At 63.4% G+C, this 26,423-nt stretch carries 24 protein-coding genes; 10 read left to right on the top strand and 14 right to left on the bottom strand.

What is annotated here, in order from left to right; all coding sequences use genetic code 11:
- Nucleotides 1–10 precede the first annotated feature (10 nt).
- Both GR158_RS07385 and GR158_RS07380 read right to left on the bottom strand, forming a co-directional pair.
- A complete protein-coding gene (locus GR158_RS07385; protein WP_134648772.1) occupies nt 11–1,552 on the bottom strand; it encodes a sugar ABC transporter ATP-binding protein in 1,542 nt (513 codons plus the stop codon).
- Nucleotides 1,549–2,199 carry a DUF2291 family protein gene (locus GR158_RS07380; RefSeq protein ID WP_134648771.1) on the bottom strand — a complete coding sequence of 217 codons (651 nt, stop codon included), beginning with the start codon at nt 2,197–2,199 and terminating at the stop codon, nt 1,549–1,551. The genes GR158_RS07385 and GR158_RS07380 overlap by 4 nt, the downstream gene beginning before the upstream one ends.
- A gap of 732 nt (nt 2,200–2,931) precedes the next feature.
- Here GR158_RS07380 and GR158_RS07375 point away from each other — a divergent pair.
- Genes GR158_RS07375 through GR158_RS07350 form a run of 6 tightly spaced genes read left to right on the top strand, consistent with a single transcriptional unit; the run spans nt 2,932 to nt 9,247 of the window.
- On the top strand, nt 2,932–4,482 hold the full coding sequence (locus GR158_RS07375; protein WP_160870562.1) for an FGGY-family carbohydrate kinase: 1,551 nt from the start codon (nt 2,932–2,934) through the stop codon (nt 4,480–4,482).
- Nucleotides 4,483–4,528: 46 nt separating this feature from the next.
- The gene (locus GR158_RS07370; protein WP_160870561.1) at nt 4,529–6,040 is read left to right on the top strand and encodes a glycerol-3-phosphate dehydrogenase; all 1,512 of its coding nucleotides are present in this window, start codon (nt 4,529–4,531) and stop codon (nt 6,038–6,040) included.
- A gap of 8 nt (nt 6,041–6,048) precedes the next feature.
- Nucleotides 6,049–6,984, top strand: coding sequence for a sugar phosphate isomerase/epimerase (locus GR158_RS07365; protein WP_160870560.1), 936 nt, complete (start codon nt 6,049–6,051; stop codon nt 6,982–6,984).
- A 43-nt stretch (nt 6,985–7,027) separates the two neighbouring features.
- Nucleotides 7,028–7,972 carry a sugar-binding transcriptional regulator gene (locus GR158_RS07360; protein WP_160870559.1) on the top strand — a complete coding sequence of 315 codons (945 nt, stop codon included), beginning with the start codon at nt 7,028–7,030 and terminating at the stop codon, nt 7,970–7,972.
- 28 nt (nt 7,973–8,000) lie between these two features.
- Nucleotides 8,001–8,771 carry a triose-phosphate isomerase gene (locus GR158_RS07355; RefSeq protein ID WP_160870558.1) on the top strand — a complete coding sequence of 257 codons (771 nt, stop codon included), beginning with the start codon at nt 8,001–8,003 and terminating at the stop codon, nt 8,769–8,771.
- A gap of 14 nt (nt 8,772–8,785) precedes the next feature.
- On the top strand, nt 8,786–9,247 hold the full coding sequence (locus GR158_RS07350) for an RpiB/LacA/LacB family sugar-phosphate isomerase (RefSeq protein WP_134648765.1): 462 nt from the start codon (nt 8,786–8,788) through the stop codon (nt 9,245–9,247).
- 42 nt (nt 9,248–9,289) lie between these two features.
- Here GR158_RS07350 and GR158_RS07345 read toward each other — a convergent pair whose 3' ends face one another.
- Complete coding sequence (locus GR158_RS07345) at nt 9,290–9,736, bottom strand: PPC domain-containing DNA-binding protein (RefSeq protein WP_160870557.1); 447 nt, start codon at nt 9,734–9,736, stop codon at nt 9,290–9,292.
- Between the two features lie 54 nt (nt 9,737–9,790).
- Entirely contained in the window at nt 9,791–10,603 is an 813-nt protein-coding gene (gene otsB, locus GR158_RS07340) for a trehalose-phosphatase (RefSeq protein WP_160870556.1), read from the bottom strand.
- Nucleotides 10,604–10,711: 108 nt separating this feature from the next.
- Here otsB and GR158_RS07335 point away from each other — a divergent pair, with 108 nt between their 5' ends.
- Nucleotides 10,712–11,788: an ROK family protein gene (locus tag GR158_RS07335; RefSeq protein ID WP_160870555.1), complete on the top strand. Its 1,077-nt coding sequence runs from the start codon at nt 10,712–10,714 to the stop codon at nt 11,786–11,788.
- Nucleotides 11,789–11,809: 21 nt separating this feature from the next.
- Here the strand turns inward: GR158_RS07335 and GR158_RS07330 are convergent, their stop codons facing one another.
- The 4 genes from GR158_RS07330 to GR158_RS07315 all read right to left on the bottom strand — a co-directional run bounded on the left by GR158_RS07330 (nt 11,810) and on the right by GR158_RS07315 (nt 14,504).
- Complete coding sequence (locus tag GR158_RS07330; RefSeq protein WP_134648761.1) at nt 11,810–12,112, bottom strand: plasmid stabilization protein; 303 nt, start codon at nt 12,110–12,112, stop codon at nt 11,810–11,812.
- Nucleotides 12,113–12,203: 91 nt separating this feature from the next.
- On the bottom strand, nt 12,204–12,953 hold the full coding sequence (locus tag GR158_RS07325) for an SDR family NAD(P)-dependent oxidoreductase (RefSeq protein ID WP_160870554.1): 750 nt from the start codon (nt 12,951–12,953) through the stop codon (nt 12,204–12,206).
- 10 nt (nt 12,954–12,963) lie between these two features.
- Entirely contained in the window at nt 12,964–13,743 is a 780-nt protein-coding gene (locus GR158_RS07320) for an SDR family NAD(P)-dependent oxidoreductase (protein ID WP_160870553.1), read from the bottom strand.
- 29 nt (nt 13,744–13,772) lie between these two features.
- A complete protein-coding gene (locus GR158_RS07315) occupies nt 13,773–14,504 on the bottom strand; it encodes a GntR family transcriptional regulator (protein ID WP_160870552.1) in 732 nt (243 codons plus the stop codon).
- Between the two features lie 193 nt (nt 14,505–14,697).
- Here GR158_RS07315 and GR158_RS07310 point away from each other — a divergent pair, with 193 nt between their 5' ends.
- Nucleotides 14,698–15,711 carry an SIS domain-containing protein gene (locus GR158_RS07310; RefSeq protein ID WP_160870551.1) on the top strand — a complete coding sequence of 338 codons (1,014 nt, stop codon included), beginning with the start codon at nt 14,698–14,700 and terminating at the stop codon, nt 15,709–15,711.
- Between the two features lie 81 nt (nt 15,712–15,792).
- Nucleotides 15,793–16,605, top strand: coding sequence for a PfkB family carbohydrate kinase (locus GR158_RS07305; RefSeq protein WP_160870550.1), 813 nt, complete (start codon nt 15,793–15,795; stop codon nt 16,603–16,605).
- An 11-nt stretch (nt 16,606–16,616) separates the two neighbouring features.
- Here GR158_RS07305 and GR158_RS07300 read toward each other — a convergent pair whose 3' ends face one another.
- The 6 genes from GR158_RS07300 to katG all read right to left on the bottom strand — a co-directional run bounded on the left by GR158_RS07300 (nt 16,617) and on the right by katG (nt 25,178).
- Entirely contained in the window at nt 16,617–17,588 is a 972-nt protein-coding gene (locus tag GR158_RS07300) for an amino acid ABC transporter permease (protein ID WP_160870549.1), read from the bottom strand.
- 26 nt (nt 17,589–17,614) lie between these two features.
- On the bottom strand, nt 17,615–18,895 hold the full coding sequence (locus GR158_RS07295; protein ID WP_160870548.1) for an FAD-binding oxidoreductase: 1,281 nt from the start codon (nt 18,893–18,895) through the stop codon (nt 17,615–17,617).
- 59 nt (nt 18,896–18,954) lie between these two features.
- Nucleotides 18,955–19,782, bottom strand: a complete 828-nt coding sequence (locus tag GR158_RS07290) for a transporter substrate-binding domain-containing protein (RefSeq protein WP_160870547.1) — start codon at nt 19,780–19,782, stop codon at nt 18,955–18,957.
- A gap of 430 nt (nt 19,783–20,212) precedes the next feature.
- Nucleotides 20,213–20,518, bottom strand: a complete 306-nt coding sequence (locus GR158_RS07285) for a hypothetical protein (RefSeq protein WP_134648752.1) — start codon at nt 20,516–20,518, stop codon at nt 20,213–20,215.
- Nucleotides 20,515–22,806: an FdhF/YdeP family oxidoreductase gene (locus GR158_RS07280; protein WP_160870546.1), complete on the bottom strand. Its 2,292-nt coding sequence runs from the start codon at nt 22,804–22,806 to the stop codon at nt 20,515–20,517. Before GR158_RS07280 ends, GR158_RS07285 begins: the two co-directional genes overlap by 4 nt.
- Before the next feature lie 188 nt (nt 22,807–22,994).
- Nucleotides 22,995–25,178, bottom strand: a complete 2,184-nt coding sequence (gene katG / locus GR158_RS07275) for a catalase/peroxidase HPI (RefSeq protein ID WP_160870545.1) — start codon at nt 25,176–25,178, stop codon at nt 22,995–22,997.
- A gap of 168 nt (nt 25,179–25,346) precedes the next feature.
- Here katG and GR158_RS07270 point away from each other — a divergent pair, with 168 nt between their 5' ends.
- A complete protein-coding gene (locus GR158_RS07270; protein ID WP_160870544.1) occupies nt 25,347–26,273 on the top strand; it encodes a hydrogen peroxide-inducible genes activator in 927 nt (308 codons plus the stop codon).
- Nucleotides 26,274–26,423 lie beyond the last annotated feature (150 nt).

Raw genomic sequence — 26,423 nt, 5'->3', positions numbered from 1 at the left:
TTCAGCGCTCCTAATGGGCATGCACGGCTTCGCCGGAGGCGGCCATGATCTGTTCCTTGGTCGCATCGGGACCGAATTCTGCGGAAATGCGGCCACGCCGCATGACGATGATACGGTGCGCAATGCTGAGGCACTCGCCGACCTCGGAGGTCGTGTAGACGACGGCAAGACCCTGCTTTGCGCGCTCGGCCAAAAGCTTGAACACTTCTGCCTTGGCGCCGATATCGATGCCACGGCTGGGCTCGTCGAGCAGGATGACTTCAGGATTGGTCGCCAGCATCTTGCCGATAACCACCTTCTGCTGGTTGCCGCCCGAGAGCGAACCGATCGCCGCGTCGCCGCCATCCGTCTTGATATGCACCTTGCGGATCGCGTTGCCGACGAGATCGAGCTCGCGGCCGGCGGACGTGAAGAGGCCGCGGGTGAAGGAGCCGATACTGGCGAGCGAGAGGTTGCGGCCAACGGTCATGGTCTGCACCAGACCGTCGCGCTGGCGATCTTCCGGCACGAGCACGAGGCCGTCGCGGATGCACTGGGCGATCGACTGCCCGGTCACGTCCCTGCCCTTCAGCACCACCTTGCCGGCAGTCGGCGTGAGCCGTCCCGCCGCCGTTTCCAGCAGTTCCGTCCGTCCCGCGCCCATCAGGCCATAGATGCAGACGATCTCGCCCTCGCGGACGGACAGCGACAGGCCGTCGACGACCGAATAACCGGCGCCGCCCGGATCGGGCACGGTCAGGCCTTCGATGGAAAGCGCGACATCGCCCATCTCATAACCCGTCGGTGGCGAGCCGAGATCGAAGTTCTCGCCGACCATGTGGCGGACGATCCATTCCAGATCGATTTCCTCGCGCCCGGCATAGGCCGTCATGGCGCCGTCGCGCAGAACCACCGCATGGTTGGTGATCTGCAATGCCTCTTCGAGGTGGTGCGAAATATAGACGATGGAGACGCCGCGGGCGGTCAGGTCGCGGATGACCTTGAACAGCACTTCCACCTCGGAGGCGCTGAGTGCCGAAGTCGGCTCGTCCATGATGAGGATTCGCGAATTGACGGACAGCGCGCGCGCGATCTCGACGATCTGCTGCTGGCCGAGGCGCAACTCCTCCACCGGGGTCAGAGGATCGATATCCTCTTCGAGCTCTTCCATCAGGAGGCGCGTCTGGCGCTCTTCTTCCGCGAAGTCCACGCCCGTCGCCGTCATGATTTCGCGACCCATGAAGATGTTGTCGCGGACGTTCATGTTGGGAGCAAGGCTGAGCTCCTGATGGATGATGGAGATGCCGCGGTCGCGTGCTTGGGAGGATGACGCGAAAGCGACGGATTCCCCATCGAGTATGATTTCGCCGGACGTAGGCTGCACCACGCCGGACAGGATTTTCATCAGCGTCGACTTACCGGCGCCGTTCTCGCCGAAAAGCGTTGTCACTTCGCCGCGGCGAATGTCGAAATTCACGCCCTTCAGGGCATGGATATTGCCGTACGACTTCGCCACGTTGCGTGCAGCGAGGACGACGTCACCCTTCTGGCCGATGTCGGCAACTTCGCTCATTGGACGTCGAACCTCACGGGCGTCACGATCCAGCTCTTCGGGTTGACCAGCTTGAAGACGCCGATGACAGTGACGGTCTTGCCTTCGATCGCCGCCGGATCGAGATTGCCGAGAACGACCTTCTTCACCTCGTTGTTGATGGCGGAACCGGCATCCTGATACTCGATCTGGTTCTTGAACTGGCCGAATTCGATCTTGCCCGTCGCATCGCGCAGGTCTGTACCGTTGAGTGCCGGCCCGGTCTGGACGCGCACGGTCAGCTCGGCCGGCAGGCCCTCGACAGCAACGACATTGTAGTTGGCCTTGCGCTCGCCGAGCACACCGGTGAACTTCACGGGAAAGACGGGCCCGACGGACGTGGCGACGCCGTACTTTTCGCCGGCGGCCTTCCTGTCGGCCGCAATGGCCTGCGACAGCTCGACAGCGTCGACGGCGCGCCCTTCCACATCCTGCTTGATGATCGGGAACTGCTCGGCACCGAAGGCGACCGGCGAGAACTTCTGCACCTGGACATCGGCGTCCGAGCCGATCGTCACGATCTTCGTGTCGAAGGCCATGGCGCCGACGAGCACGATGGCGGCTGCAATGCCAAACCAGCGATAGGACCGCGCCGGCTGCGGCGATTTCGAAAGCGTGGCTTCAGTCATGTCCGTTGACCTTGAAATAGAACGAGGAGGTTTTCAGCGAGGACGACGACGACAGAAGCGGCACGCCGCTTACGCGATGTCCGTTTAAGGGGATCTGAAGACCAGAAGATGTCACGACGTCCTCCCATGAACGCGCTGGCCAGATCTCCTCACCCGCCTCGCGCTGCATTGCACAAACCTTCGCATCTGCGGTATGTGCACGTTATATGTCCCAACACATATGTTAACTTAACACAAGCTGTCAATCGGACTTTTTTCGGTAATCCACATTGGCGCGCCGTGTCGCACCCACAGGAAACATTGATATTTGCAGCACCGGTAGAGCATGAGGAATGACGGATAATTACCTTGAGAAAAATCTAAAATGCCACTGATATTAATGCATTTATCGACAAAACTAATTCAGTGCGCCTGAGGATTGGGCGACGTTGGAGGAAGCGCCCAAAACCCTGCTCGCCGCGCCTACACGTTGAAAATCGCCTCCAATCCACATGCCGTAGAACGTCCGCCTACGTTGAAAAAAACTCCATTGCCCGAAATTTTTTCCGCGACACGCGATAACTTTGTGTTATCTTCTGCATCGAGGTACGGAATATCAGCGTTATTTTCCCTTGCGGGGCGGCATCACCGACGGGTCAAGGAAACCACGCGCTTCCGGAAAGACGTGTCGGGAGGACTGAATGCCCTGTTTTGGATCAGGCAACGCGGCGGATGCCGTTGCACGGGTGCGCCATGACTGATGCGCAGGACCTGATCATCGGCATCGACGCCGGCACATCGGTCATGAAGGCGGTGGCCTTCAGCCTGAACGGTCGCCAGATTGCCAGCGCATCGGTGCGCAACACCTACACGACAGGCGACGACGGCTCCGTTACGCAGTCCCTCGACCAGACCTGGCACGACTGCACGCGCGCGCTTCGCGGCCTGGCGGACAAGGTCGCGCGTCTTGCTGAGCGCACCGCCGCCATCGCGGTTACCGCCCAGGGCGACGGCACCTGGCTCGTCGGCGCTGGCAATCGGCCGGTTGGGGACGCGTGGCTATGGCTCGATGCCCGTGCCGCCTCCACCGTCGAGCGCCTTGCCGCGACAGATGCGGACCGCGCCCGATTCGAGGCGACGGGAACCGGGCTCAACACCTGCCAGCAGGGCACGCAGCTTGCCCATATGGACCGCTATTATCCGGAGCTTCTTGCCGGTGCGGAAACGGCCATGCACTGCAAGGACTGGCTCTATCTCAACCTGACGGGCGTGCGTGCGACGGATCCTTCCGAAGTCAGCTTCACCTTCGGCAATTTCCGCACACGCCAGTACGATACGGATGTGCTGGCCGCGCTGGGTCTTACGCACCGACGCAACTTGCTGCCCGAGGTCATCGACGGCACACAGACCTCGCACAAGCTGACTGCAGAGGCGGCAGCGGCATCGGGTCTGAGAGCCGGAACGCCTGTTAGTCTTGGCTATGTCGACATGTGCATGACGGCGCTGGGTGCCGGCGTGCGCAGCGACGGCCGCAACGCGGCCTGCTCCGCCATCGGCTCGACCGGCGTTCATCTGTTGGCCACGGCTGTGGAAGACGTCGTGCTGAACGCCGAACGCACCGGCTATGTGATCGCGCTTCCGATTCCCGGCATCGTCACCCAGGTCCAGACCAATATGGGCGCGACCATCAATCTCGACTGGCTGCTGCAACTGGGCGCCGATATGCTGGGCGAATTCGGTGTCAGCGTCGGGCTGGACGAGATGATCGCCCGCGTCGACCAATGGTTTGCGGCAAGCAAGCCGGGCAACATTCTCTATCACCCCTATATTTCGGAAGCCGGGGAACGCGGGCCCTTCGTCAACGCCCGCGCCCGCGCCAATTTCACGGGCCTTTCCAGCCGCCACCGCTATCCCGATCTCGTTCGCGCGGTGGTCGAGGGTCTCGGCATGGCGACACGCGATTGTTATGCCGCCATGGGCGCCCTGCCCTCCGAACTGCGCGTGAGCGGCGGAGCAGCCCGGTCAGCCTCCCTTCGACGCACGCTCGGCGCCGCCCTTGGAGCGCCGGTGCGCGTCAGCACGCGCGAAGAAGCCGGAGCCGCAGGCGCCTCGATGATGGCAGCTGTCGCCATCGGCGCCTACCGTACCATGGACGACTGCATCGCCAACTGGGTGACGCCCGAGCTCGGCGCGGCCGAACAGCCCGACATGGAAGCGTCCGAACGCATGACACGCCTCTTTACCGCCTACGCGGATGTGCGCCGGGGCATCGCGCCCGCCTGGGACATCCTTGCCGCGCGCTGAGGAAAACGATGATCGTGCCGCTGCGGCGGCGCCAGAGGAGACTGATATGACCGAGCCACAGCTTATTGACCTCTTCGTCATCGGCGGGGGCATCAACGGCGCGGGCATCGCACGCGACGCTGCCGGACGCGGCCTGTCCGTCGTGCTGAGCGAAAAGGACGACCTTGCCGAAGGCACCTCCTCACGTTCGGGAAAACTGGTCCATGGCGGCCTTCGCTACCTGGAATATTACGAGTTCCGTCTGGTCCGCGAAGCCTTGATCGAGCGTGAGGTGCTGCTCAACGCCGCTCCGCACATCATCTGGCCGATGCGTTTCGTTCTGCCCCATAGCCCGCAGGACCGGCCGGCCTGGCTCGTGCGCCTCGGCCTCTTTCTCTACGACCATCTCGGCGGTCGCAAGAAACTGCCTGGCACCCGCACGCTGGACCTCAAGCGCGATCCCGAGGGCACGCCGATCCTCGACCAGTACACCCGCGGCTTCGAATATTCCGATTGCTGGGTGGACGATGCCCGCCTCGTGACGTTGAACGCCATCGGCGCCGCCGAGAAAGGCGCCGTCGTCCTGACCCGCTCGCCCACCGTATCGGCGCGCCGCGAGAATGGCGCCTGGACCGTCACGACCCAGAACAGCGTGACGGGCGAGACCCGCACGTTCCGCGCCAAGTGCCTCGTCAACTGTGCCGGCCCCTGGGTGACCGACATCATCAACCGCGTCGCCGGCTCGAATTCCGCGCGCAATGTCCGCCTCGTGAAGGGCAGCCACATCATCGTTCCAAAGTTCTGGGCGGGCGCGAACGCCTATCTGGTCCAGAACCATGACAAGCGCGTCATCTTCATCAATCCCTACGAGGGCGACAAGGCGCTGATCGGTACCACCGACATCGCCTATGAAGGCCGCGCCGAGGACGTTGCCGCCGACGAGGCGGAGATCGATTACCTGCTGAAGGCCGTGAACCGCTACTTCAAGGAGAAGCTTCGCCGTCAGGACGTGCTGCATTCCTTCTCCGGCGTGCGCCCGCTCTTTGACGACGGCAAGGGCAACCCCTCAGCCGTTACCCGCGACTATGTGTTCGATCTCGACGAAACCGGCGGCGCACCGCTGCTCAACGTATTCGGCGGCAAGATCACGACGTTCCGTGAACTTGCCGAGCGCGGCATGCACCGCCTGAAACATATCTTCCCGAACATGGGCGCCGACTGGACCGAGAAGGCGCCCCTGCCCGGCGGCGACATGCCGAATGCCGACTACGAGACCTTCGCCAACGGCCTGCGGGACATCTATCCCTGGATGCCGCGCAAGCTCGTCCAGCACTATGGGCGCCTTTATGGGACACGCACGAAGGCCGTCGTCGGCAATGCCGCCGGCATCGAAGACCTCGGCCGGCATTTCGGCGGGCAGCTCTACGAGGCGGAAGCCCGCTATCTCGTCGAGAACGAATGGGCGCTGACGGCGCAGGACATTCTCTATCGCCGCACCAAGCACTATCTCCACCTGACGGAAGCCGAACGGGCCGCCTTCGCGGACTGGTTCAGCACCAGCCGCCTTGCAGCGGCGTGAGGAAAACCATGCCCCTGACGCTCTCGCTCAACACCAATCCGCTCGTCAACCGCTTCGCCGACCCTGACGACCTCATCGATACGGTCGCACGGGATCTCCGGCTGCGCGATCTTCAGCTGACCCATGAGTTCATCAATCCAAGCTGGAACGCCGATACGATCCGCCGCCTGACGCGACAGATGGACCGCGCGCTCCAGCGCACGGGCGTGCGTGTCACGTCCGGCATGACCGGCCCCTATGGCCGACTCAATCATTTCGGCCACCCCGACGCTGAAGTGCGGCGCTATTACATCGACTGGTTCAAGACCTTCGCCGACATCATCGGCGATCTCGGCGGCCAGTCCGTCGGCACCCAGTTCGCGATCTTCACCTACAAGGACTACGATGATCCGGTCCGTCGTGAAGAGCTGATCAAGATCGCCATCGACTGTTGGGCAGAGGTCGCCGACCACGCCCGGGACGCCGGCCTCTCCTACGTGTTCTGGGAACCGATGAGCGTCGGGCGCGAATTCGGCGAGACGATCAACGCCTGCCTCGCCCTGCAGGATCGCCTGACGGCGGCAAACATGGCGGTTCCCATGTGGATGATGGCCGATATCGACCATGGGGACGTGACGTCCGACAATCCCGACGACTACGACCCCTATGCCTGGGCACGCGCGGTTCCGACGGTATCGCCGATCATCCACATCAAGCAGAGCCTGATGGACAAGGGCGGCCACCGGCCGTTCACCGCCGCATTCAACGCCAAGGGCCGCATCCAGCCGGAACCGTTGCTGAAGGCATTTGCCGAAGGCGGTGCGGTCGACAACGAGATCTGCCTTGAACTCTCCTTCAAGGAACGCGAACCGAACGACCGCGAGGTCATCCCGCAGATTGCCGAAAGCATTGCCTTCTGGGCGCCCCATATCGATACCGGTGCATCCGATCTGAAAGCAGGCTGAATAACCCGGCCCCGCGGGATGACAGCAGGACAGGACATCATCGATGACCGACAACGAAGATTCCCTCGCCGTCCGTGCCGCTTGGCTGCACTATGTCGGGGGCTTCACCCAGTCAGCCGTGGCCAAGCGGCTCGGCATTCCCTCGGGCAAGGCGCACCGGCTGATCTCCCGTGCGGTGGCCGAGGGCGTGGTGAAGGTCAGCATCGATGGCGATATCGCCGAATGCGTCAACCTGGAGGTCGCGCTTTCGGAGCGCTACGGTCTGGATTACTGTGAGGTCGCACCCGATGTCGACGATGATGCGCTTGCGCTGACGGCGCTCGGCCATGCCGGCGCGGATTTCCTTCGCCGGGAAATCGAGGGCGGCACAGCTGCCGTCATCGGCCTTGGTCATGGCCGCACGCTGTCGGCCGCCGTCCATCACCTGCCGCGCATCAGCGCAGGCAATACGCGTTTCGTCTCGCTGCTGGGCGGGCTCACCCGCGATTATGCGACAAATCCCTATGACGTCATGCATCAGCTTGCGGCAAAGACCGGCAGGCAAGCCTATGTGATGCCCGTACCCTTCTTCGCCAATACCGAGGACGACCGCGAGGTGTTGCTTGCCCAGCGCGGCGTCCGCGATGTGTTCCATCTCGCCCGCAGCGCCGATCTGAAGATCGTCGGCATCGGAACGGTGGACAGCCAGGCGCACCTCGTCACCTCCGGCATGCTGCACGCCGACGAGCTGGAGGAAATCGCAGCGCTTGGCGGCATCGGCGAACTGCTCGGCCACTTCTTCGACAACAAGGGCCGTATCCTGGAAACATCCGTGACGGCACGAACGCTTGCGGCCTCCTTCACCGAGTCCGGCCGGGATCGCATCGTCGCCATTGCCGGCGGCCCGGCCAAGACCGAAGCCATCCGGGCCGTTCTGCACAGCTACAAGCTTCACGGCCTGATCACCGACGAGCGAACCGCTCGTCTTCTGCTAGAAAGCTCCGCATGAGGCACACAATGACGAGGGAGAATACACCATGAGCGACGGCCGGAACTTCTGGGTCGGCACAAGCTGGAAGATGAACAAGACGCTGGCCGAGGCAAAGGTTTTCGCCGAGGGCCTGAAGGCTGCCGACAAGGATCGCCATGCCCGCATCCAGCGCTTCATCATCCCGCCCTTCACCGCGGTGCGCGAGGTCAAGGCGCTGCTTGCCGAGACCTCCGTCAAGGTCGGTGCACAGAATATGCACTGGGCCGACGAGGGCGCCTGGACCGGCGAGATTTCTCCGGTCATGCTGAAGGACTGCAATCTCGACCTCGTCGAACTCGGCCACTCCGAACGCCGCGAGCATTTCGGGGAGACGGACGAGGCTGTCGGCCTGAAGACGGAGGCCGCCGTGCGCCATGGCCTCGTGCCGCTCATCTGCATCGGTGAAACGCTCGCGGACCGGGAAAGCGGCAATGCCGACGCCGTGTTGGCGCAGCAGGTTCGCGGCGCCCTCGGAAAACTCCAGGGCGCACAGAAGGAATCGGAAGTCCTGCTCGCTTATGAGCCCGTCTGGGCAATCGGCGAAAAGGGCATTCCGGCAACTGCCGACTATGCCGATGCACGGCATGCCGAAATCGCCAAGGTCGCGGAGGATATCCTCGGCCGCCGGATCCCGTGCCTCTACGGCGGCTCGGTCAATCCGCAGAACTGCGAAGAACTGATCGCCTGCCCGAATATCGACGGGCTTTTCATCGGCCGCTCAGCCTGGAAGGTTGAAGGCTATCTCGACATCCTGGCGCGTTGCGCCGCCACCATCTGAAAAGGAGTTGCACCATGAAACTTGCTATTGCCGGTGACAGCGCGGGCGAAGGCCTCGCCAAGGTTCTCGCCGATTACCTCAAGGACCGCCACGAAGTGCACGAAGTCTCGCGTACCGATGCCGGCCCTGACGCGTTCTACGCCACCCTCTCCGACCGCGTCGCCTCCGCCGTCATCGCCGGCGAATATGACCGCGCGATCCTCGTCTGCGGTACTGGCATCGGCGTGTGCATCGCGGCCAACAAGGTGCCCGGCATCCGCGCTGCGCTGACCCACGATACCTATTCGGCCGAGCGCGCGGCGCTGTCCAACAATGCGCAGATCATCACAATGGGCGCACGCGTCATCGGTTCGGAAGTCGCAAAGACCATCGCCGACGCCTTCCTGGCCCAGACGTTCGACGAAAACGGCCGCTCGGCCGGCAACGTCAACGCCATCAACGAGGTCGACGCCAAGTACAACACCGCCGGCAAGTGAGCCGGCCTTGAAGGGCGGAGACCGTCGTCTCCGCCCTTCTTTTCAAGCCTGGTCGATATCGATCAGCGCGATACCCAGTTCGGCACGGCGCCTGCGGCGCAATTTCGCCGGCGTTTCGCGCACCACCACCTCCAATGTCGGCCGCACATGGCCTTCCAGGAAATGGCCGCCCCTCGTGCTCCCATCGGACAGGCCGAGCACGACGTGAAGATGCAGGCTCGCCTTGCCCTCGTCATCGACGGCAATGTCACCCATCAGGCTGAGCACCTCCGACTGCACCTCGACAGGTATCCGCTTGTAGTTCTTCGTCTCGAACTCGAAGAAGGCGATGGTCGCCGACCGGAAAGCGCCGATGGCGGTGACGGACGCCGCCGTGATGCGTTCCTGCTGCGCGAAAGCGGTGAGACATGCGAAAGCCTCATCGCCTTCTTCGAGGATCAGGATGAAGGTGCGTTCACCTGCGTCGTTTGCCAGCAATTTGTGCTTCATTGTTTTCTCCTTGTCCCAAAGGGAAAGGCGCAGAGCCGGTTTGGGTTCCGGCCTCTACGACGCCGAAGCCTTCCTCTCGCCGCTTGACGACGCGATGGTCGCCAGTGCCGAGCGGAGCGCGGAGGGCGAGGATGCCTTGGCGAGCGCGCAGGTCTCGGTCGACAGCGAGCCGACCCGGATCGACTGCCCGCCCCGCGCATTGGCCAGCGCAAACATGGATTCGTCGGTGAGATCATCGCCGATCGCGATCGGCAGGCGCCCGGCAAACACGGGCTCTTCCAGGTAGGACGCAACCGCCTCCCCCTTGTCGGCGCGCGACGGCCGGATTTCGAAGACCATCTTGCCGGGCTGCAGCACCCAGTCCGGTCCCGCCTCCTCGGCGAAGGCACGCATGATCTGCTCGAGCGCCTTGTCATAGGCGGGCGCCAGCCGGTAATGGGCTGCGACGGCAGCACCCTTGTCCTCGATCAGCACGCCCTCCATCCATGCCGTCTGCTGCAGCAGGCGCAGCTTGATGGCCGCGAAAGCCGGGGTCTCGACGACGGCATTCACCTTGCCATCCGCGCTGCGGAATTGCGCGCCGTGCAGCCCGGCTATGGGGAAGCGGTGCGGTGCGAAGAGGCCATCGGCGTAAGGAAGGCTCCGGCCTGTCACGAGCGCCAGCGCGCCGCCGAGACGGGCCGAAACGGCGCTGAGATCCGAGGCGAGCGACAGCGGGACCTGAATGGCATCGGGCGTCGCCGCAAGGTCGAGCAGCGTGCCATCGATATCGAGGAAGAGTGCCCAGCGCTCCGGTTCGTCGACGAGGCGGCGAACGAGACGGCGGGTGGCCGCGTCCGACGGACGCAATTTCTCCAGTTCAGTCATGGCATTGCAAGTAGATCGTAAATCCGGCCCGGCAAGGGGGCGTGCCGGAACAAGTTTCATCGCCCCGCATTTGGGTTCTGCGTTTCGTCACGGGGGCTGGGAGCTGGCATGACAAAGAAGAAAAAACCGCAGGAGAGCAACGGGAGTGCGGCGCCCGTCGCCCATGGCGCGGAGGATCTGCCGGCGGTGACAGTGGCGAGCTACAACCTGGAGGTCCGCGACAAGGACGGTTTTATCGGCGACCGCGCCAATAAGTCTGCCTTCCGCGACATGCTCGATGATTGGCGCAAGCGAGCGCGGGACGGTGGATCGGATCCCCTCGGAGACATCGCAACGGGCGACCTCTCGAAGAAAGACGTCGACGCCCTTCTGGACCAGCTCGAAACGGAGAAGGCTGCCCTTGTGCTTTCCGCCATCGACGATTTTTCACGGGAGCTCGCCGGCGTCCTGACCCGCTACATGAAGGAAGACCCGTGGAAGGGCGTAAAGAAGATCGTGGTCGGCGGCGGGTTCAAGGACAGCCTGTCGGGCCTTATGGCGATCGCGCGAACCGGCTTGCTGCTGAAGGCGGCCGGAATGAAGGTGGACGTTCTGCCGATCGAGCATCACCCTGACAAGGCTGGTCTCATCGGCGCGGTCCATCTCATTCCGGCCTGGATGCTTCGGGGCCACGACGCCATCATTGCCGTCGATATCGGCGGGACCAACATCCGCGCCGGCATCGTGAAGCTCAACCTCGATGAGAAGCCGGACTTCTCGAAGGCAAAGGTGTGGAAATCGGAACTGTGGCGTCACGCCGAGGACGAACCGCGACGCACCGCGACCATCGCCTATCTGGTCAGCATGATCGAGGACCTGATCGCCAAGGCGAAGAAGGCGAAGATCGCGCTGGCGCCCGTGATCGGCATCGGATGTCCCGGGATCATCGCAGCGGACGGTTCGATTGCCCGCGGCGGCCAGAACCTTCCAGGCGGCAACTGGGAAAGCACCCATTTCAACCTGCCGGAAGCGCTTCGCAAAGCGATCCCGCAGATCGCGGACCACCCGACCTTCGTCATCATGCACAACGACGCGGTCGTTCAGGGCCTGTCGGAAGTGCCCCGCATGGCCGATGTCGACCATTGGGGCGCAATCACCATCGGAACCGGCCTCGGCAACGCAAGTTTCGTTCGAAAACAGGACTAGGCTGGCACGAGGCCCGTCGCGTCAATGATGCCTCTCCTTGCGGGTTTCGGCGGCTTTCTTGGCACTGGCCGAACGCTCCGATGCAGGGCGATCAGCCGACGCGGCGCCACCCTTCCGGCCGCCTTTCTTGGCGGAGGCATTCGTGTCAGCCTTGCCTCGGCCCGAGCCGGATTTGTTGCCGCCGCCGCTATCCTTGTTGACGGTAGCCCAGGCGCGGCGCTCGGCTTCATCGTTCGAAACACCGCGCTCCTTGTAGCCTTCCTCGATATGCTCGGCCTTGCGCTTCTGCTTGTCGGTATAGGCGGACTTGTCTCCCTGGGGCATGTCCGGTCTCCTGGCTGTTGCATGGATGATGCCCAAACGAGAGGACCCACGCGATGTTCCATGCCGCCCGAACGTCCGCCGAAGCCGGACGTCAGCTCTTTGTTTCCTGCAGGATGTTTCCGCCGTCCACCACCAGCACGGCGCCGTTGATGTAGCTGGCCTTCGGCGAGGCAAGGAAGGTAACGGCTGCGGCAACCTCGTCGGGCCGGCCGGCACGGCCGCAGGGTGTCGCCCTCGCCGCACGGCGTTCTTCGTCGGTGGAAGCGCCGGTATCGATCCAGCCCGGCGCGACGGCATTGATCGTGACGCCACGCGGGCCGGCTTCCAGCGCAAGCGCATGCGTCATGCCCACCATCCCGGCCTTGGCTGCGGAGTAGGCCGTTTCTCCGCGATTGGCGACATAGGGCCCAGTCACCGACGCCACGTTGACGATACGGCCATAGCCATCCGCCAGCATGTCCGGCAGGTAGATGCGGGTCGCGAGGAAGGCGGTCTTCAGCGTGACGGAGATGCCGCGATCCCAGTCGGCCTCCTCGAGATCGACGAATTCGCGCTGCAATGCCGGCTGCGCAAGACTTCCCATGCCGGCATTGTTGACGAGGATGGCGGCGGGACCGGTCACACGGCGCAGGTCCTCGACCGCAGCCTTCGCGGTCAGATCACAGATATGACCCGTTGCCGAAAAGCCGGCAGCCCGAAGTTCCTGCGCCCGCTGGAGGATGCGTTCGCTGGTGGCGACGAGATGAACGGCGAGGCCCTCTTCGGCCAGGCTTCTGGCGCAGGCGAAGCCGATGCCGTCCTCGGCGCCCGCCCCCGTGATGATCGCGGTCTTGCGCTGCATGTGCGCCTCCTCAGTAGCCGGCCGTCACGCCGAAATCGATCGAAAGGGCGGCACCGGTGATCGGGGCGGCACTCTCCTCGCACAGGAAGGCCACCATGCGCGCAATCTCTTCGGGCCGGATGAAGCGGGCGGCCGCCTGCTGCGGATAGTTCGAGAGGAGCTTTGCCTTGTAGCCCTCCGGGTCGCCGCCGCCATAGCGCTCGGCCTGGAAGTCGATCATCGGCGTGGCGACATCGCCGGGGCAAACGGCATTGACCCGGATCTGCCGCGGTGCAAGCTCCAGTGCCAGCGCCTTGGTCAGCAGCACGAGCCCACCCTTGGACGCGCAATAGATCGATGCGCCATTGTTGCCGACGAGACCGGCATCCGAAGCGATGTTGACGATGGCAGCGCCCGCGGCGAGGTGCGGGATGGCCGCCTGGATCAGGAAGAACGCCCCCTTGAGGTTGACGTCGAGAACGAGATCCCAATCGTCTTCCGTCATCGTGACGGCATCGCCCTCGCGCCAGACGCCGGCCGCGTTGACCAGCACGTCGAGACGGCCATGCCAGCCGATGACGGCTTCGACGGCGGCCGCGCAGGCGGAAACCTTGCGGATATCGAGTGGCACGCTGAGCACGTCGGCACCCTGTGCCGTCAGCGCCGCCACCGCCGAGGTCAGGCGCTCGGAGGCGAGGTCAGCAATGGCGACGGCGTAACCGGCCGCGGCGAGACGAGCCGCGATTGCTATTCCCATGCCGCCGGCACCGCCGGCCACGAGCGCTACTTTCCGATTGATCTCTTCGGTCATATTCACCTCTGATGTGAAACGTCTGGTCGCTATTTGCGCGTCAGGCTGAAGGAGAAATGGCTGCCACGATGATAATCGATGGCGTAGTTCACCGGTTCGCCCGCAGCGTTGAAGCAGGTTTCCGTGATGAGCAGGGCGGGGCCGAAATCGCGCAGGCCATGTCGGTCGATCACGTCCTGGGGCAGCATGACGGCCGAAACGCTGGCCGCCGACATGCGCGGGCGATTTCCGTACCGTTCCATAAGGTCGAGCAACGACCCGCTCCACTCGATGTCATAGAGCGGACCTGGAACAAGAGCGCGCGGCAGGTAGTCGACGCAGTAGAGAATGGGCGTGTCGTCATGCAGGCGGATACGCTCGATGCGGATAACACGGTCCTTCGGCGCCAGCCGCAGGCTTTCCGCGACCCGCTTGTCCGGCGCCTCCTCGGCAATCGACAACACGCGGTTGACCGGCCGGTAGCCGTATTGGCGCGCCATGTCGGTCACGCTCTCGAAAGCCGTGATCGGCCGGTCGACCTGCACGGCCGACAGCGCGGAGACGAAACGGCCTCGGCCGTGCTCGACAAAGATCACGTCGTCCTGCTCGAGCAGTTTCAGCGCCTCGCGCAGCGCGGGGCGGGAAATCTTGAAGCGTTGGGTCAACTGGGCTTCGGTCGGCAGCTTGTCGCCCGGCTTCAGCCCCTCCCCGCGAATGAGGTCGGCGATCCGGTCGCGGAGCTGAACGGCAAGCGTGCGCGAATCGCGCAGAGGTTCCTCCACCGTAAGCCTCGTTTGATCGTTGATCCTGTCCTTTCTTGTCTGACAAATCCGGGCGGGTCAAGGTCGAGGTTGACTGGGCGCCAACAAGCGAGATTCCATACAACGGCGCAGCAGGCCGCCGGGCCCGTCTTGACAGGCGATAGTCATGATGTCAGTTGTCTTACAACTTTTGCATTCTTCAGGAAGAGCCGTCATGCTAAACTTCGACGAACAGAGATTCCTCCGCATCCAGGCCGGCGCAGTCGCATTGCGGCAGCGCCTGGAGACCGTTATCGCTGGTTGCCTCGACGCCGGTGCCGAAAACATCTTCTTCCTCGGCACGGGCGGTGCGGCGATCCTGATGCAGCCGGCGGCCCAGCTTTTGCAACGGCGCTCGCGCTTTCCCGCCTTCATCGACATGCCGGCCGAACTCGTCATCACCGGCTCCGCACATCTGACGAACAGGTCCATCGTCGTCATGCCGTCACTTTCCGGCACGACGAAGGAAAGCGTGGCGCTGCTGGAGAAGCTGAAATCGATCGGCGCCACCGTGCTCACCCTTGTCGGCAATGCGGATACGCCGCTCGGGCAAGGCGGCGACCATGTCTTCGTCAACGCCGCGGCTGACGATACCTCGTCGGAATCCTTCTACCTGCAATCCCTCTTCATAGCGCTGGCGATCCTGCACCATCGCGGCGAGATCGTGAACCACGATGATATCGTCGCCGGGCTGGATCGCATGCCTGAACTGCTCTTGGAGGTGAAGCGCGCCTACGAGCCACAGGCGGAAGCCTTTGCGAAGGTTCTAGCCGGATCGGACTATCATATCATCACCGGCGCGGGGAACGTCTGGCCGGAAGCGTTCTACTATGGCATGTGCATCCTGGAAGAGATGCAGTGGATACGCACCCGCCCCGTCCACGCCTCGGACTTCTTCCACGGCACGCTGGAACTGGTGGAAAAGGATGTCAGCGTCATCCTCTTCAAGGGCGAAGACGAATTGCGGCCGCTGGCAGAGCGCGTGGCATCCTTCGTACCGCAATATACCGAAAGGCTGACCGTGCTCGACACCGCCGCCTTTGCGCTACCCGGCCTTTCGGCGGAGGTCCGAGCGCTTGTCTCACCCGTGGTGCTGGCAACCGTTCTCGAACGTATCAGCGCCCATCTGGAGGTCATGCGCAATCATCCGCTGACGACCCGGCGCTACTACAAGCGGGTCGCCTATTGAAACCGCGGCTTGACGATAGCCTGAAAGCCGGCAATGCAGGAGCCGACGTCCATAATTTCAGAGCCTTGCCTTGATATGCTCATGACGCGCCTTAAGTTCGCCGCCGTCGGCGATAACTGCATAGATCGCTTCGGCCCGCCGCTTTCGCAATCGCTTGTGGGCGGGAACGCGGTGAATGTCGCCGTGCAGCTTGCGCGGCTTGGACATACGGCGCTCTACTTCGGCGCGGTCGGCGAAGACACAGACGGCCGGCGGACGAGCGCGGCGCTGGCCGCAAACGGGGTGGATGTCACATATCTGCGCAAACGCCCCGGCATAACGGCCTATACCGATATCGAGATCACGCCCTCGGGCGAGCGCATCTTCGTCCACGAGGATTTCGGCGCCTGTGCCGGCTACAGACCCGACGATACGGAAACCGCGGTTCTCAAGACCATGGACCATGTCCATATCGGCTGGCTGGACGATGGCGGCGCCCTGCGGCGAACCCTTGCAGCGGCGGGCGTCAGCGTCTCACAGGATATTTCCGTCAATGCGGATCCGGCCAATCTGGGCATCGCGGGCCTTTCCGTCGTCTTTGCCTCAGCGGGCGACGACCATGGCAAGGCAGAGACTATGCTGCGTAAGCTGCTTGACGACGGTGCGCCCCTTGCCGTGGTCACCCGTGGCAGCAACGGCTCGATTGCCGGCGACGGGCTTGAACGCGTCGAGATCGGCAGCTTGACCGTACCGGTCGTGGATACGACGGGCGCGGGCGACAGCTTCATCGCGGGCTTCCTGGCCGCCCGTATCGCCAAACGGCCGCTCTTGGATTGCCTCATAGCCGGGCGTGACCATGCGGCACTGGCCTGCACCCATGTCGGTGGCTTCCCGCAGGAACCGCAGCCGTTCTGATGCAAGCCCCTTCAACGAGCGTTGAAGCGGCCGAAGCGCTCTTCGATGCGGGATTGGGCGAATTCCAGGCCGATGGACAGGATCCAGTAGATCATCGACGCGGTGATCAGCATCTCGATATGGCGGAATTCGGTCTGGCCCTGCGTGCGGGCGAGATACATGATCTCCCAGACGCCGACGACCGAGACGAGCGAGGAATCCTTCAGCATGGCGATGAACTGGTTGCCGGTGGGCGGGATGATGACACGCATCGCCTGCGGCAGGATGACCAGCATCATGGTCTGGGCGGCGCTCAGACCGAGCGCCGTCGCACCCTCCGTCTGGCCGCGACTGATGCTCTGGATGCCGGCGCGAAAGATTTCCGTCATGTAGGCGCCGTAGCAGAGCGAGAGCGCAAGAATGCCCGCCGGCACGGCGCCGATCACATAACCGACCTGCGGCAGACCGAGATAGATGATGTAGATCTGCATGAGCAGGGGCAGACCGCGGAAAAGCGAGGTGTAGAAGGTCGCAAGCCCGTAGATCACGCCATTGCTTGACAGCTTGGCGATCGCGCCGGCGAGCGCGATGATCGTCGCGATGACGATCGAAATGGCCGAGATATAGAGCGTGGTGACGACGCCCTGCGAAATGAGGAAGCCGATCTTCTTGGCGATGAAGGCAAAGGACAGATCGAAGGAATAGAAGAACAGCATCAGCAACGCGAAGAGCTCGAGCCAGACGGCCACGATCTGCTGGCGCCGTGAAAGCTGGCGCAACGCCTTCCAGTTCGCGGCGAGTATCAGCGCGATCAGCAGTGCCGAGACGAGCCGGCCGATACCCGGATTGGCTTTGACCCACCCCGCCGACGACGGCAGCAGATGGCCCATCCACGCCGGGCTCACCCCAAGGGCATAGAGGGCCACTACCACGAAGGCGAGGATCAGCAGGCTCCCGACCCTGCGCGCGGTTTCGGGATAGGAGAGTATCAGCCGACCGATCATGTTCCGTCCTTTCCCGTGTCAGACGTTCAGGCTGCGCGCTCGCGCCACCAGTCCTGTGCCTGAAGCTTCCAGTAAGTGAGTTGCGCCACCGCAAGCCCCGCAAGGCCGCCGGCCCATACGAGGCCGAAAGGCTCGTAGAGCCGGTAGCGATCGCTGGCGCCGAGAATGCCTTCGGCAATCACCTTGCCGCCGATCGCCGTGGTGTTCAGCCCGTGCCCGCCGAATGCGGTGCAATACCAGACACCCGGGCTCATGCGGCCGATCTGGGGCATCAGGTGGCGGGCATAGGACATGAGGCCCGACCAGGCGAGTTCCGTTTTAAGGCCGGCGAGCTGCGGATAGGTGCCGACCATCTCCGCACGCAGCTCCTTGACGAGACCGGCCGTCGAGGCGGCATGCGTGGTGATGCGTCCACCCCAGAGAAGCCGGCGGCCATCGTCGATGACGCGGTAATAATCCCCTGCCCTGCGGTTGTCGCCGATGGCGTCGCGCGTGGCGATGGCCGACGCGATCAGCTCCGGCGCCTCTTCGCTGACCATGACATACGTCGCGATCGGCAGGAAGGAGCGCTTCAGCCTGCCGTTGAGGCCGCCCGTATAGCCGCCCGTCGTAAACACGACGTCCCGCGCCCGCACCTCGCCGCCTGCGGTTTTCACCCGCTTTTCGGGTCCGGAAAGCGCCGTCGCCGTTGCGGGAGATTGTTCGAAGATCAATCCGCCGAGACGCTCGATCTCGCGTGCGATCCCGCGCAGGTAGTTCAGGGGATGGATGTGAAAGGCGTTCGGATTGCGCAGCGCCTGAAAATAGCGCTCCGACTTCAGGACTGACCGAACGGCGTCGCGGTCCATATATTCGAGTTCATAGCCGTAGTCGTGTCGGGTCTGATCGGCATAGGCCTTGAGACTTGCAGCATCGTCGTAGCGCAGCACGCTCATGAGGCCGGGCACGGGTTTGGCATCGTCGATGCCGAGCGCCCTGATATTGTCGCGAACGAAATCCACACCCTCGATGGAAAGCATGTGGAGCTTGCGTGCCGTTTCCTTGCCCGCGATCCGGGCGATATCGTCGCCATCAGTCGCATAGCCGGCGCTGACAAAGCCGCCGTTGCGTCCCGACGCGCCGAAGCCGACGCTTTCGGCCTCCAGCACCGCGATGCGCTTGCCGGCCCGTGCGAGTTGCAGGGCGGTCGACAGACCGGCCAGGCCCCCACCGATGATGACCGCGTCGCATTCGACCGTGCCCGAAAGGGCCCCGCGCGTCGCGCCGTCCGCCATGGTTCTCTTGTAATAGGTGTCCGGATAGGCCATCGGCATGCTCCCCCTGGAAATGAATGGCGCGGACGAAGACCGCCCGCGCCGGCCTTGCCTCAGTCGGCGCTGTAATCCTTGCCGTACCACTTGGTGGTCAGCTGGCCCAGCGTCTCGTCCTTCTTCATTTCCTCGATGATCCCGCCTACCTTCGCGGTCCATTCCGGGTCGACCTTCTCCGCGATGACGACGAGCGGCTCGCGGAAGGCATATTCCCCTTCGAGGATCTTGACCGGATAACCGTTCTTGATGGCGTTCATCGCCGTCTGTTCCGGCGCGATGACGGCGTCGAGGCGAACGCCCGCGCCAAGGCGCAGATCGTCGAAGGGCAGCATGGAATCGGCGAAGGTGCGGACCTCGCCCGGTTCCAGCTTGTACTCCACGGGCGGAAGGCCGGGCGCATCGATCTCGAGGCGGCGGTTGATGAAGTCTTCGGACGTCGTCGCGGTCTCGACACCGATGACCTTACCGTTCAGGTCGTTGACGGACTTGGCCTCGCTGTCCTTGTGCACGACATAGACATAGGGGCTGTAATAATAGATCCCGACGAAGTCGATGACCTGCGCGCGTGCCTTGGTGGGCGTGACCGAGCCGACGCCGAGGTCGTACCGACCCTGCCAGCGGCCACCCGTCAATGTCTGCCAGTCCGGCGTATCGAAGCTCACCTCGACGCCGAGACGCTTGGCGATCTCGCGCGATACATCGATGTCGAAGCCGACCATCTCGTTGTTGTCGTCGAGGTAACTCTGGGGTGGCCAGCCGCTGTTCGTGGCGACAACCATCGCCTTCTTTTCCATGACGCGGTCGAGCGTTTCTCCGGCCTGTGCCGATACCGCAGCCGCCAGGAACGCGGCGCCGGCGGCAAATCGCATGAAGAGCGTTTTCATATGGTCCTCCTTAGGTAGGTCAGCCTTGATCCCCATTATTATGTAAGATGTCTGACAACGAAATCTGTCAGCGCTCGGCTTTCTGTGTCAAGCGTGAAGCGACCGGAACCTCATGAAACAATAAGATCACGTCATAGGTTTTGGTGATGGGGTGATGATCGAGGTGCTGGCGGCTAAGCGGCGCGCCCGCACCTGTAAACACACGATCCGGCGAGCGAACCGTCCTACGCAAATGTGTTCCCGCCTTGAAGCCCGCAAGATAATTTCTCACGCAGGTTTATTTAATCAACCGTACCCGATTCGCCATATCAGACCTTCCTTGCCGATGGTCAAAACCGTAGTTGGGGTTACTCGCGTTCTCGCGAGCTTCCCCGCGTCACCGGGAGCCAAACCGTGGCGCTTGCTGCCCCGCTTCGTGCGGGGCTTTTTTTCACCGCATATCCTCCGCGAAAAGATGCGCCGCCGCCTCACCGAGTGTGAAATGCGTGCGCATCGTGCGGCCATCCCGCTTTTCGATATGCAGCAATCCTTCGCGTTGTGCGAGGCCGTTGACCGCGCGCAGCACCAGCGCATGCTCGATGTCGAGCAGCCGCGAAAAGGTGCGGCTGTCGCGGGCAATATCGGCGTGGGCGGCGACAAGAAGTCCGGCCTCGAGCGCGGTCAGGCCAGGATCTCTTTGCTGCAACTGCCCGACTGCCGCAAGGAAGTCGTCCGCATCGGGTGCGGCGGCGCTCACGCCGCCCGCTTGCGGAACGTCACCATGATCGACTTGGAGGTCGGCGTGTCGCTCTCCTCGCCGGCGCTGGCGAGCGGCACGAGCACGTTCAGTTCCGGATAATACCCGGCAATGCTGCCGCGCGGGATATCGTAGGGCACGAAGCGGAAATCGGCGGCGATACGCTCGACGCCATCGTCATGATCACCGACGACATCCACACGTTCGCCGGCTTCGGCCCCAATGGCCTTCAGGTCTTCCGGATGGATGAAGATCACCTGGCGTTCGCCATAGACGCCGCGATAGCGATCGTCGAGGCCATAGACCGTGGTGTTGTACTGGTCGTGCGACCGGAAGGTCTGCAGCGCATAGCGTCCGCCGCCGCGCTTGGCGCGCTGGTGCACCGTCTCCGAGGGCAGCGGGCCGGTGAAGAAGGTCGCCTTGCCGGCCGGCGTGCTCCACTCGCGGTGGGCCGCCGTGTTGCGCAGGTGAAAGCCGCGCGGCTTGCGCAGACGCTTGTTGTAGTCTTCGAACCCCGGAATGGTTGCCTCGATATGGTCGCGGATCCGGTCGTAGTCGTCGGCGAGCGCCCGCCAGTCGACGACGCCGTCGCCGACGGTCGCCGCCGCGATGCCGGCGATGATCGCGACTTCGGACAGCAGATGCGGCGAGGCCGGGCGATTGATGCCCGCCGAGCCGTGCACCATGCTCATGGAGTCCTCGACGCTGATCAACTGCGATTGGCCGGCTGAGTTGAGGTCCATTTCCGTGCGGCCCAGGCAGGGCAGGATATAGGACACTTCGCCCGGCATCAGGTGCGAGTGATTGGGCTTGGTGGCGATGTTGACCGTGAGCTTGAGGCCACTCAGAGCTTTCTCGACGAGGGCGCTGTCGGGTGTCGCGCGCGCGAAATTGCCGCCAAGGCCGATAAAGGCCTGCGCCGACCCGTCCAGCATGGCACCGATGGCGGACAGCACATTGTGCCCGTCCTTGCGCGGCACCTTGAAACCGAAATGTGTCTCCAGCGCATCGAGAAAAGCCTTCGGCGGCTTCTCGTTGATGCCGACGGTGCGGTCGCCCTGAACGTTGGAATGGCCGCGCACCGGGCAGAGGCCGGCCCCGGGCCGGCCGATATTGCCGCGCAGGAACATGAAGTTGGCGATCTCGCGGATCGTCGCAACGGAATGGATATGTTGCGTGACACCCATCGCCCAGGTGCAGATCACCCGGTCGGCCTTCATATAGACCTCGGCTGCCCGTTCGATCTCGGCACGCGTGAGGCCCGATTGATCCTCGATCGCGTCCCAGCCCGTCGCATCGACCGCCGCGCGGTAGGCGGCAAAATCGGCGCAGTGCTCGGCAAGGAAAGCGTGGTCGAGAACGGAAGGAAGACCGGCGGCAACGGCCGCATCCTCGGCCGCCAGCACGACCTTTGCCATGCCGCGCACGGCGGCCATGTCGCCTCCGAGCTGTGGCTGGAAATAGTGGCTGGCGATGTCCGTCGCCCCGCCGCGCAGCATCTCGATCTTGTCCTGCGGGTCGGAGAAGCGCTCAAGCCCGCGTTCGCGGATCGGATTGAAGACGACGATACGCGCGCCGCGCATGGCCGCACGGCGCAGGTCGCCCAGCATGCGGGGATGGTTGGTGCCGGGGTTCTGGCCGATCACGAAAATCGCATCCGCCGCTTCGAAATCCTCAAGCAGGACCGTGCCCTTGCCGACGCCGATCGCCTGCTTCAGGCCGACGCCGCTCGCCTCGTGGCACATGTTCGAGCAGTCGGGGAAATTGTTTGTCCCGTAGATGCGCACGAAAAGCTGATAGAGATAGGCCGCCTCATTGCTGGCGCGGCCGGATGTGTAGAATTCGGCGCGATCCGGGCTATCGAGCCCCTTGAGAATGCCGCCGATCTCCGCAAAGGCCTCGTCCCAGGCCACCGGCAGATATTTGTCGCTTGCCGCATCATAGCGCATCGGATGCGTCAGCCGCCCGTTTCGCTCCAGCTCATAATCGCTGAGCTTGCGCAGTTCGGAAACGGTACTGGCGGCAAAAAAGGCCGGCGTCGCCCGCTTCTCGGTCGATTCCCACGCGACGGCCTTCACGCCATTCTCGCAGAACTCGAACGAGGAGCCATGGGCGGGATCACCCCAGGCGCAGCCCGGGCAATCGAAGCCGTCGGGCTGGTTGGCCTTCAGCAGGGTGCGTGCCCCGGAGATCGGCATGCCGCTCTCCAGAAGACGTTTTCCGCAGCTCTTCAGCGCTCCCCAGCCACCAGCCGCGGAGGATTTCTTACCGATAAAGGGTGTGTCCATGGCCGCGATATTTGCGATCCGTCAGGAATGATCAAGGGGACGGTTCGTATGGCTTGATAGGTAACGCCTATCAAGTGGGATGGAGAGCGCTGTCCGCGGCCGGACATGGCCCGCATCGGCCCGTTCGCCTTCCAAACAAAAACGCCGCGGAGGTTGTCCGCGGCGTTTTCGATGCGACGATCGTTCGATCAGGCGAGATCGAAACGGTCGGCGTTCATGACCTTGTTCCAGGCAGCGACGAAGTCGCGCACGAACTTCTCGCGGGCGTCGGACGAGCCGTAGACTTCGGCAAGTGCACGCAGCTGGGCATGCGAACCGAAGATCAGGTCGACGCGGGTGCCGGTCCACTTGACCTCGTTCGTCTTGCGATCGCGGCCTTCGTAGACGCCGTTCTGGCCCGCGAGCGGGGCCCAGACCGTGCCCATGTCGAGCAGGTTCACGAAGAAGTCGTTCGTCAGGGTTTCCGGGCGGTGCGTGAAGACGCCATGCTCCGGCGCACCGGTCTTCAGCACGCGCAGGCCGCCGAGCAGCACCGTCAGTTCCGGTGCGGTCAGCGTCAGGAGCTGAGCCCGATCGATGAGGGCTTCTTCTGCCTTGAGGAACTGCTTGCGGTTGGCGTTCACATAGTTGCGGAAGCCATCGGCACGCGGCTCGAGCGCAGCGAAGGAGGCCGCATCCGTCTGTTCGGCAGACGCATCCATACGGCCGGGCGTGAAAGGCACGGTCACGTCGTGGCCGCCATCCTTCGCCGCCTTCTCAACACCCGCGCCACCGGCGAGCACGATAAGGTCGGCAAGCGAGATCTTCTTGCCGCCGGTCTGGGCTGCATTGAAGTCCGACTGGATGCCTTCGAGAACGCCGAGCACGCGGGCAAGCTGTTCCGGCTGGTTGGCTTCCCAATCCTTCTGCGGAGCCAGGCGGATGCGTGCGCCATTGGCGCCGCCGCGCTTGTCGGAACCGCGGAAGGTCGAGGCCGAAGCCCAGGCGGTGGACACCAGTTCCTGCACCGAAAGACCGGAGGCCAGAACCTTGGCCTTGAGATCGGCGATATCCTTCTCGTCGACCAGCGGATGGTCGACAGCGGGGATGACATCCTGCCAGATCAGGTCTTCAGCCGGCACTTCCGGACCGAGGTAACGGGCCTTGGGGCCCATATCGCGGTGGGTGAGCTTGAACCAGGCGCGCGCAAAGGCATCGGCGAACTGGTCCGGGTTCTCCAGGAAGCGGCGGGAGATCTTCTCGTATTCCGGGTCGAAGCGCAGCGCGAGGTCCGAGGTGAGCATGCGCGGCAGGTGCTTCTTGTTCGGATCGAACGCGTCCGGGATCGTGGCACCGGCGCCCTTGGCGACCCACTGATGTGCTCCGGCCGGGCTCTTTTCCAGTTCCCACTCGTAGCCGAACAGGTTCCAGAAGAAGTTGTTGCTCCACTTGGTCGGCGTCGAGGTCCAGGTGACTTCCAGACCGCTGCCGATCGCATCCTTGCCGACGCCGGAATTGAACGTGCTCTTCCAGCCGAGACCCTGTGCTTCCAGCTCGCCGCCTTCGGGATCGATGCCGACGAAAGAGGCATCGCCTGCGCCGTGGGTCTTGCCGAAGGTATGGCCGCCGGCGATGAGCGCGACGGTCTCTTCGTCGTTCATGGCCATGCGGGCGAAGGTGGCACGGATATCGCGCGCCGATGCGAGCGGGTCCGGGTTGCCGTTCGGGCCTTCCGGGTTGACGTAGATCAGGCCCATCTGGACGGCGCCGAGGGGTTCTGCCAGTTCGCGCTCGCCGCTATAGCGCTCGTCGCCGAGCCAGGTGCCTTCCGGCCCCCAATAAAGCTCTTCGGGCTCCCAGACGTCGGCGCGGCCGCCGGCGAAACCAAAGGTCTTGAAGCCCATGGATTCGAGCGCAACGTTGCCGGTCAGGATGAGCAGGTCGGCCCAGGAGATCTTGTTGCCGTACTTCTGCTTGATCGGCCAGAGAAGGCGGCGGGCCTTGTCGAGGTTGACGTTGTCAGGCCACGAATTGAGCGGCGCAAAGCGCTGCTGGCCCATGCCCGCGCCGCCACGGCCGTCGGTGATGCGGTAGGTGCCGGCAGAGTGCCAGGCCATGCGGATGAAGAGGCCGCCGTAATGACCGAAGTCCGCCGGCCACCATTCCTGCGAATCCGTCATCAGCGCATGGAGGTCCTGCTTCAGCGCGTCCAGGTCGAGCTTCTTGAATTCCTCGGCATAATTGAAGGCCTCGCCCATCGGGTCCGACAGGTTGGAATGCGTGTGCAGCACCTGGACATCCAGCTGGTCCGGCCACCAGTCGCGGTTGGAGCGACCCTTCGTGACGGAATGCGCGACGGGACACTTGCCCGCGGTGTCGGTTTTCTGGTCCATGATGGTCTCCTGTTCGTCAAATGCCCAGTGATCGGCGGAAAGCACAAAACGACCTTAGCCGCCTTGCATGACGGCAAACAGATCGCCGCGCCTTCGTTGCCTCCTTCATAGCCGACTGATACGATAAATTTAAGTTGGATTTACTGATTATCCCGATAAGATATTCTTATGGCGAACTTGACCCTGAAACAGCTGCGATATTTCGAGGCGTTGACCCGGCATGGCCGGTTTCGCCTAGCCGCCGATGCCTGCGCGATTTCCCAGCCCGCGCTGTCCATGCAGATCAGGGAACTGGAGGACCAGCTCGGCAACGACCTTTTCGAGCGCACCGCGCGCGATGCGAAGCTGACAGCCTTCGGCGAGATCTTCGCCCACCGGGTCCGCGAAATCTTGCGCGCCGTAGATGAATTGGGCGAGCTCGCCCGCGCCGCGCGCAATCCGTTCCTCGCACGCCTGCGCATCGGCATCATCCCGACGGTTGCCCCCTATCTGCTGCCTGTCGTCATCAACGAACTCAACCGCACCTTCGAGGGTATCCAGATCGATGTGCGCGAGACCCAGACTGCACGCCTCATACAGGAGCTGGCACAGGGCGAATTGGACATGGCCATCGTGGCCCTGCCGGTCTCCGAGCCCTCGTTGACGGAGTTCAAGCTCTTCGACGAGGATTTCGTGCTCGTCCGGCGGCACGAGGACGCGGGAAAACCCGTGCCCGAGCGCGATGCACTGCGCGAAATGCGGCTGCTGCTGCTGGAGGAAGGCCATTGCTTCCGTGAGCAGGCGCTCTCCTTCTGCCGGATCGGCTCCGCCCGTCCGCGTGAAATCATGGAAGGCAGTTCCCTTTCCACGCTGGTCCAGATGGTGGGGGCAGGCATCGGCATCACCCTGATCCCCGAAATGGCCGTTCCGGTCGAAACGCGGTCGGCGCAGGTTTCCATCGCCCGCTTTCCCGCCCCTTCGCCATCACGCACCATCGGCATGATCTGGCGCAACGCGACACCGCTCGTCCGCCAGCTCCGGCAGATTGCCGATGTCATCCACGCCTGCACCGCGCCCATGCGCGAACAAGCAGAAAGTGGCACCGGCCGGCCTTAGGCGAACGGGCAAAAGCTGCGGTCTTCCAGGGACATCCAAAGGCCCCACAAGAATACCTGAAGGCAAAAAGACAGGCTCAGGCAAGCTCATCCACGTATGGAGAAGCCTGCCTAGTTGTGGAATCGCGCGTTCTTTTCGCTATTTTTTCAG

Origin of the sequence: Shinella sp. AETb1-6 (assembly GCF_009826875.1) — a bacterium.
In the GTDB taxonomy this organism is placed as follows: Bacteria; Pseudomonadota; Alphaproteobacteria; order Rhizobiales; family Rhizobiaceae; genus Shinella; species Shinella sumterensis.
This window is presented reverse-complemented; position numbering and strand designations above follow the sequence as displayed.

Excerpts from the sequence above, each read along its gene's own strand:
- GR158_RS07385 (WP_134648772.1), bottom strand. The coding sequence starts at position 1,552 with ATGAGCGAAGTTGCCGACATCGGCCAGAAGGGTGACGTCGTCCTCGCT.
- GR158_RS07380 (WP_134648771.1), bottom strand. The coding sequence starts at position 2,199 with ATGACTGAAGCCACGCTTTCGAAATCGCCGCAGCCGGCGCGGTCCTAT.
- GR158_RS07375 (WP_160870562.1), top strand. The coding sequence starts at position 2,932 with ATGACTGATGCGCAGGACCTGATCATCGGCATCGACGCCGGCACATCG.
- GR158_RS07370 (WP_160870561.1), top strand. The coding sequence starts at position 4,529 with ATGACCGAGCCACAGCTTATTGACCTCTTCGTCATCGGCGGGGGCATC.
- GR158_RS07365 (WP_160870560.1), top strand. The coding sequence starts at position 6,049 with ATGCCCCTGACGCTCTCGCTCAACACCAATCCGCTCGTCAACCGCTTC.
- GR158_RS07360 (WP_160870559.1), top strand. The coding sequence starts at position 7,028 with ATGACCGACAACGAAGATTCCCTCGCCGTCCGTGCCGCTTGGCTGCAC.
- GR158_RS07355 (WP_160870558.1), top strand. The coding sequence starts at position 8,001 with ATGAGCGACGGCCGGAACTTCTGGGTCGGCACAAGCTGGAAGATGAAC.
- GR158_RS07350 (WP_134648765.1), top strand. The coding sequence starts at position 8,786 with ATGAAACTTGCTATTGCCGGTGACAGCGCGGGCGAAGGCCTCGCCAAG.
- GR158_RS07345 (WP_160870557.1), bottom strand. The coding sequence starts at position 9,736 with ATGAAGCACAAATTGCTGGCAAACGACGCAGGTGAACGCACCTTCATC.
- otsB (WP_160870556.1), bottom strand. The coding sequence starts at position 10,603 with ATGACTGAACTGGAGAAATTGCGTCCGTCGGACGCGGCCACCCGCCGT.
- GR158_RS07335 (WP_160870555.1), top strand. The coding sequence starts at position 10,712 with ATGACAAAGAAGAAAAAACCGCAGGAGAGCAACGGGAGTGCGGCGCCC.
- GR158_RS07330 (WP_134648761.1), bottom strand. The coding sequence starts at position 12,112 with ATGCCCCAGGGAGACAAGTCCGCCTATACCGACAAGCAGAAGCGCAAG.
- GR158_RS07325 (WP_160870554.1), bottom strand. The coding sequence starts at position 12,953 with ATGCAGCGCAAGACCGCGATCATCACGGGGGCGGGCGCCGAGGACGGC.
- GR158_RS07320 (WP_160870553.1), bottom strand. The coding sequence starts at position 13,743 with ATGACCGAAGAGATCAATCGGAAAGTAGCGCTCGTGGCCGGCGGTGCC.
- GR158_RS07310 (WP_160870551.1), top strand. The coding sequence starts at position 14,698 with ATGCTAAACTTCGACGAACAGAGATTCCTCCGCATCCAGGCCGGCGCA.
- GR158_RS07305 (WP_160870550.1), top strand. The coding sequence starts at position 15,793 with ATGACGCGCCTTAAGTTCGCCGCCGTCGGCGATAACTGCATAGATCGC.
- GR158_RS07300 (WP_160870549.1), bottom strand. The coding sequence starts at position 17,588 with ATGATCGGTCGGCTGATACTCTCCTATCCCGAAACCGCGCGCAGGGTC.
- GR158_RS07295 (WP_160870548.1), bottom strand. The coding sequence starts at position 18,895 with ATGGCCTATCCGGACACCTATTACAAGAGAACCATGGCGGACGGCGCG.
- GR158_RS07290 (WP_160870547.1), bottom strand. The coding sequence starts at position 19,782 with ATGAAAACGCTCTTCATGCGATTTGCCGCCGGCGCCGCGTTCCTGGCG.
- GR158_RS07280 (WP_160870546.1), bottom strand. The coding sequence starts at position 22,806 with ATGGACACACCCTTTATCGGTAAGAAATCCTCCGCGGCTGGTGGCTGG.
- katG (WP_160870545.1), bottom strand. The coding sequence starts at position 25,178 with ATGGACCAGAAAACCGACACCGCGGGCAAGTGTCCCGTCGCGCATTCC.
- GR158_RS07270 (WP_160870544.1), top strand. The coding sequence starts at position 25,347 with ATGGCGAACTTGACCCTGAAACAGCTGCGATATTTCGAGGCGTTGACC.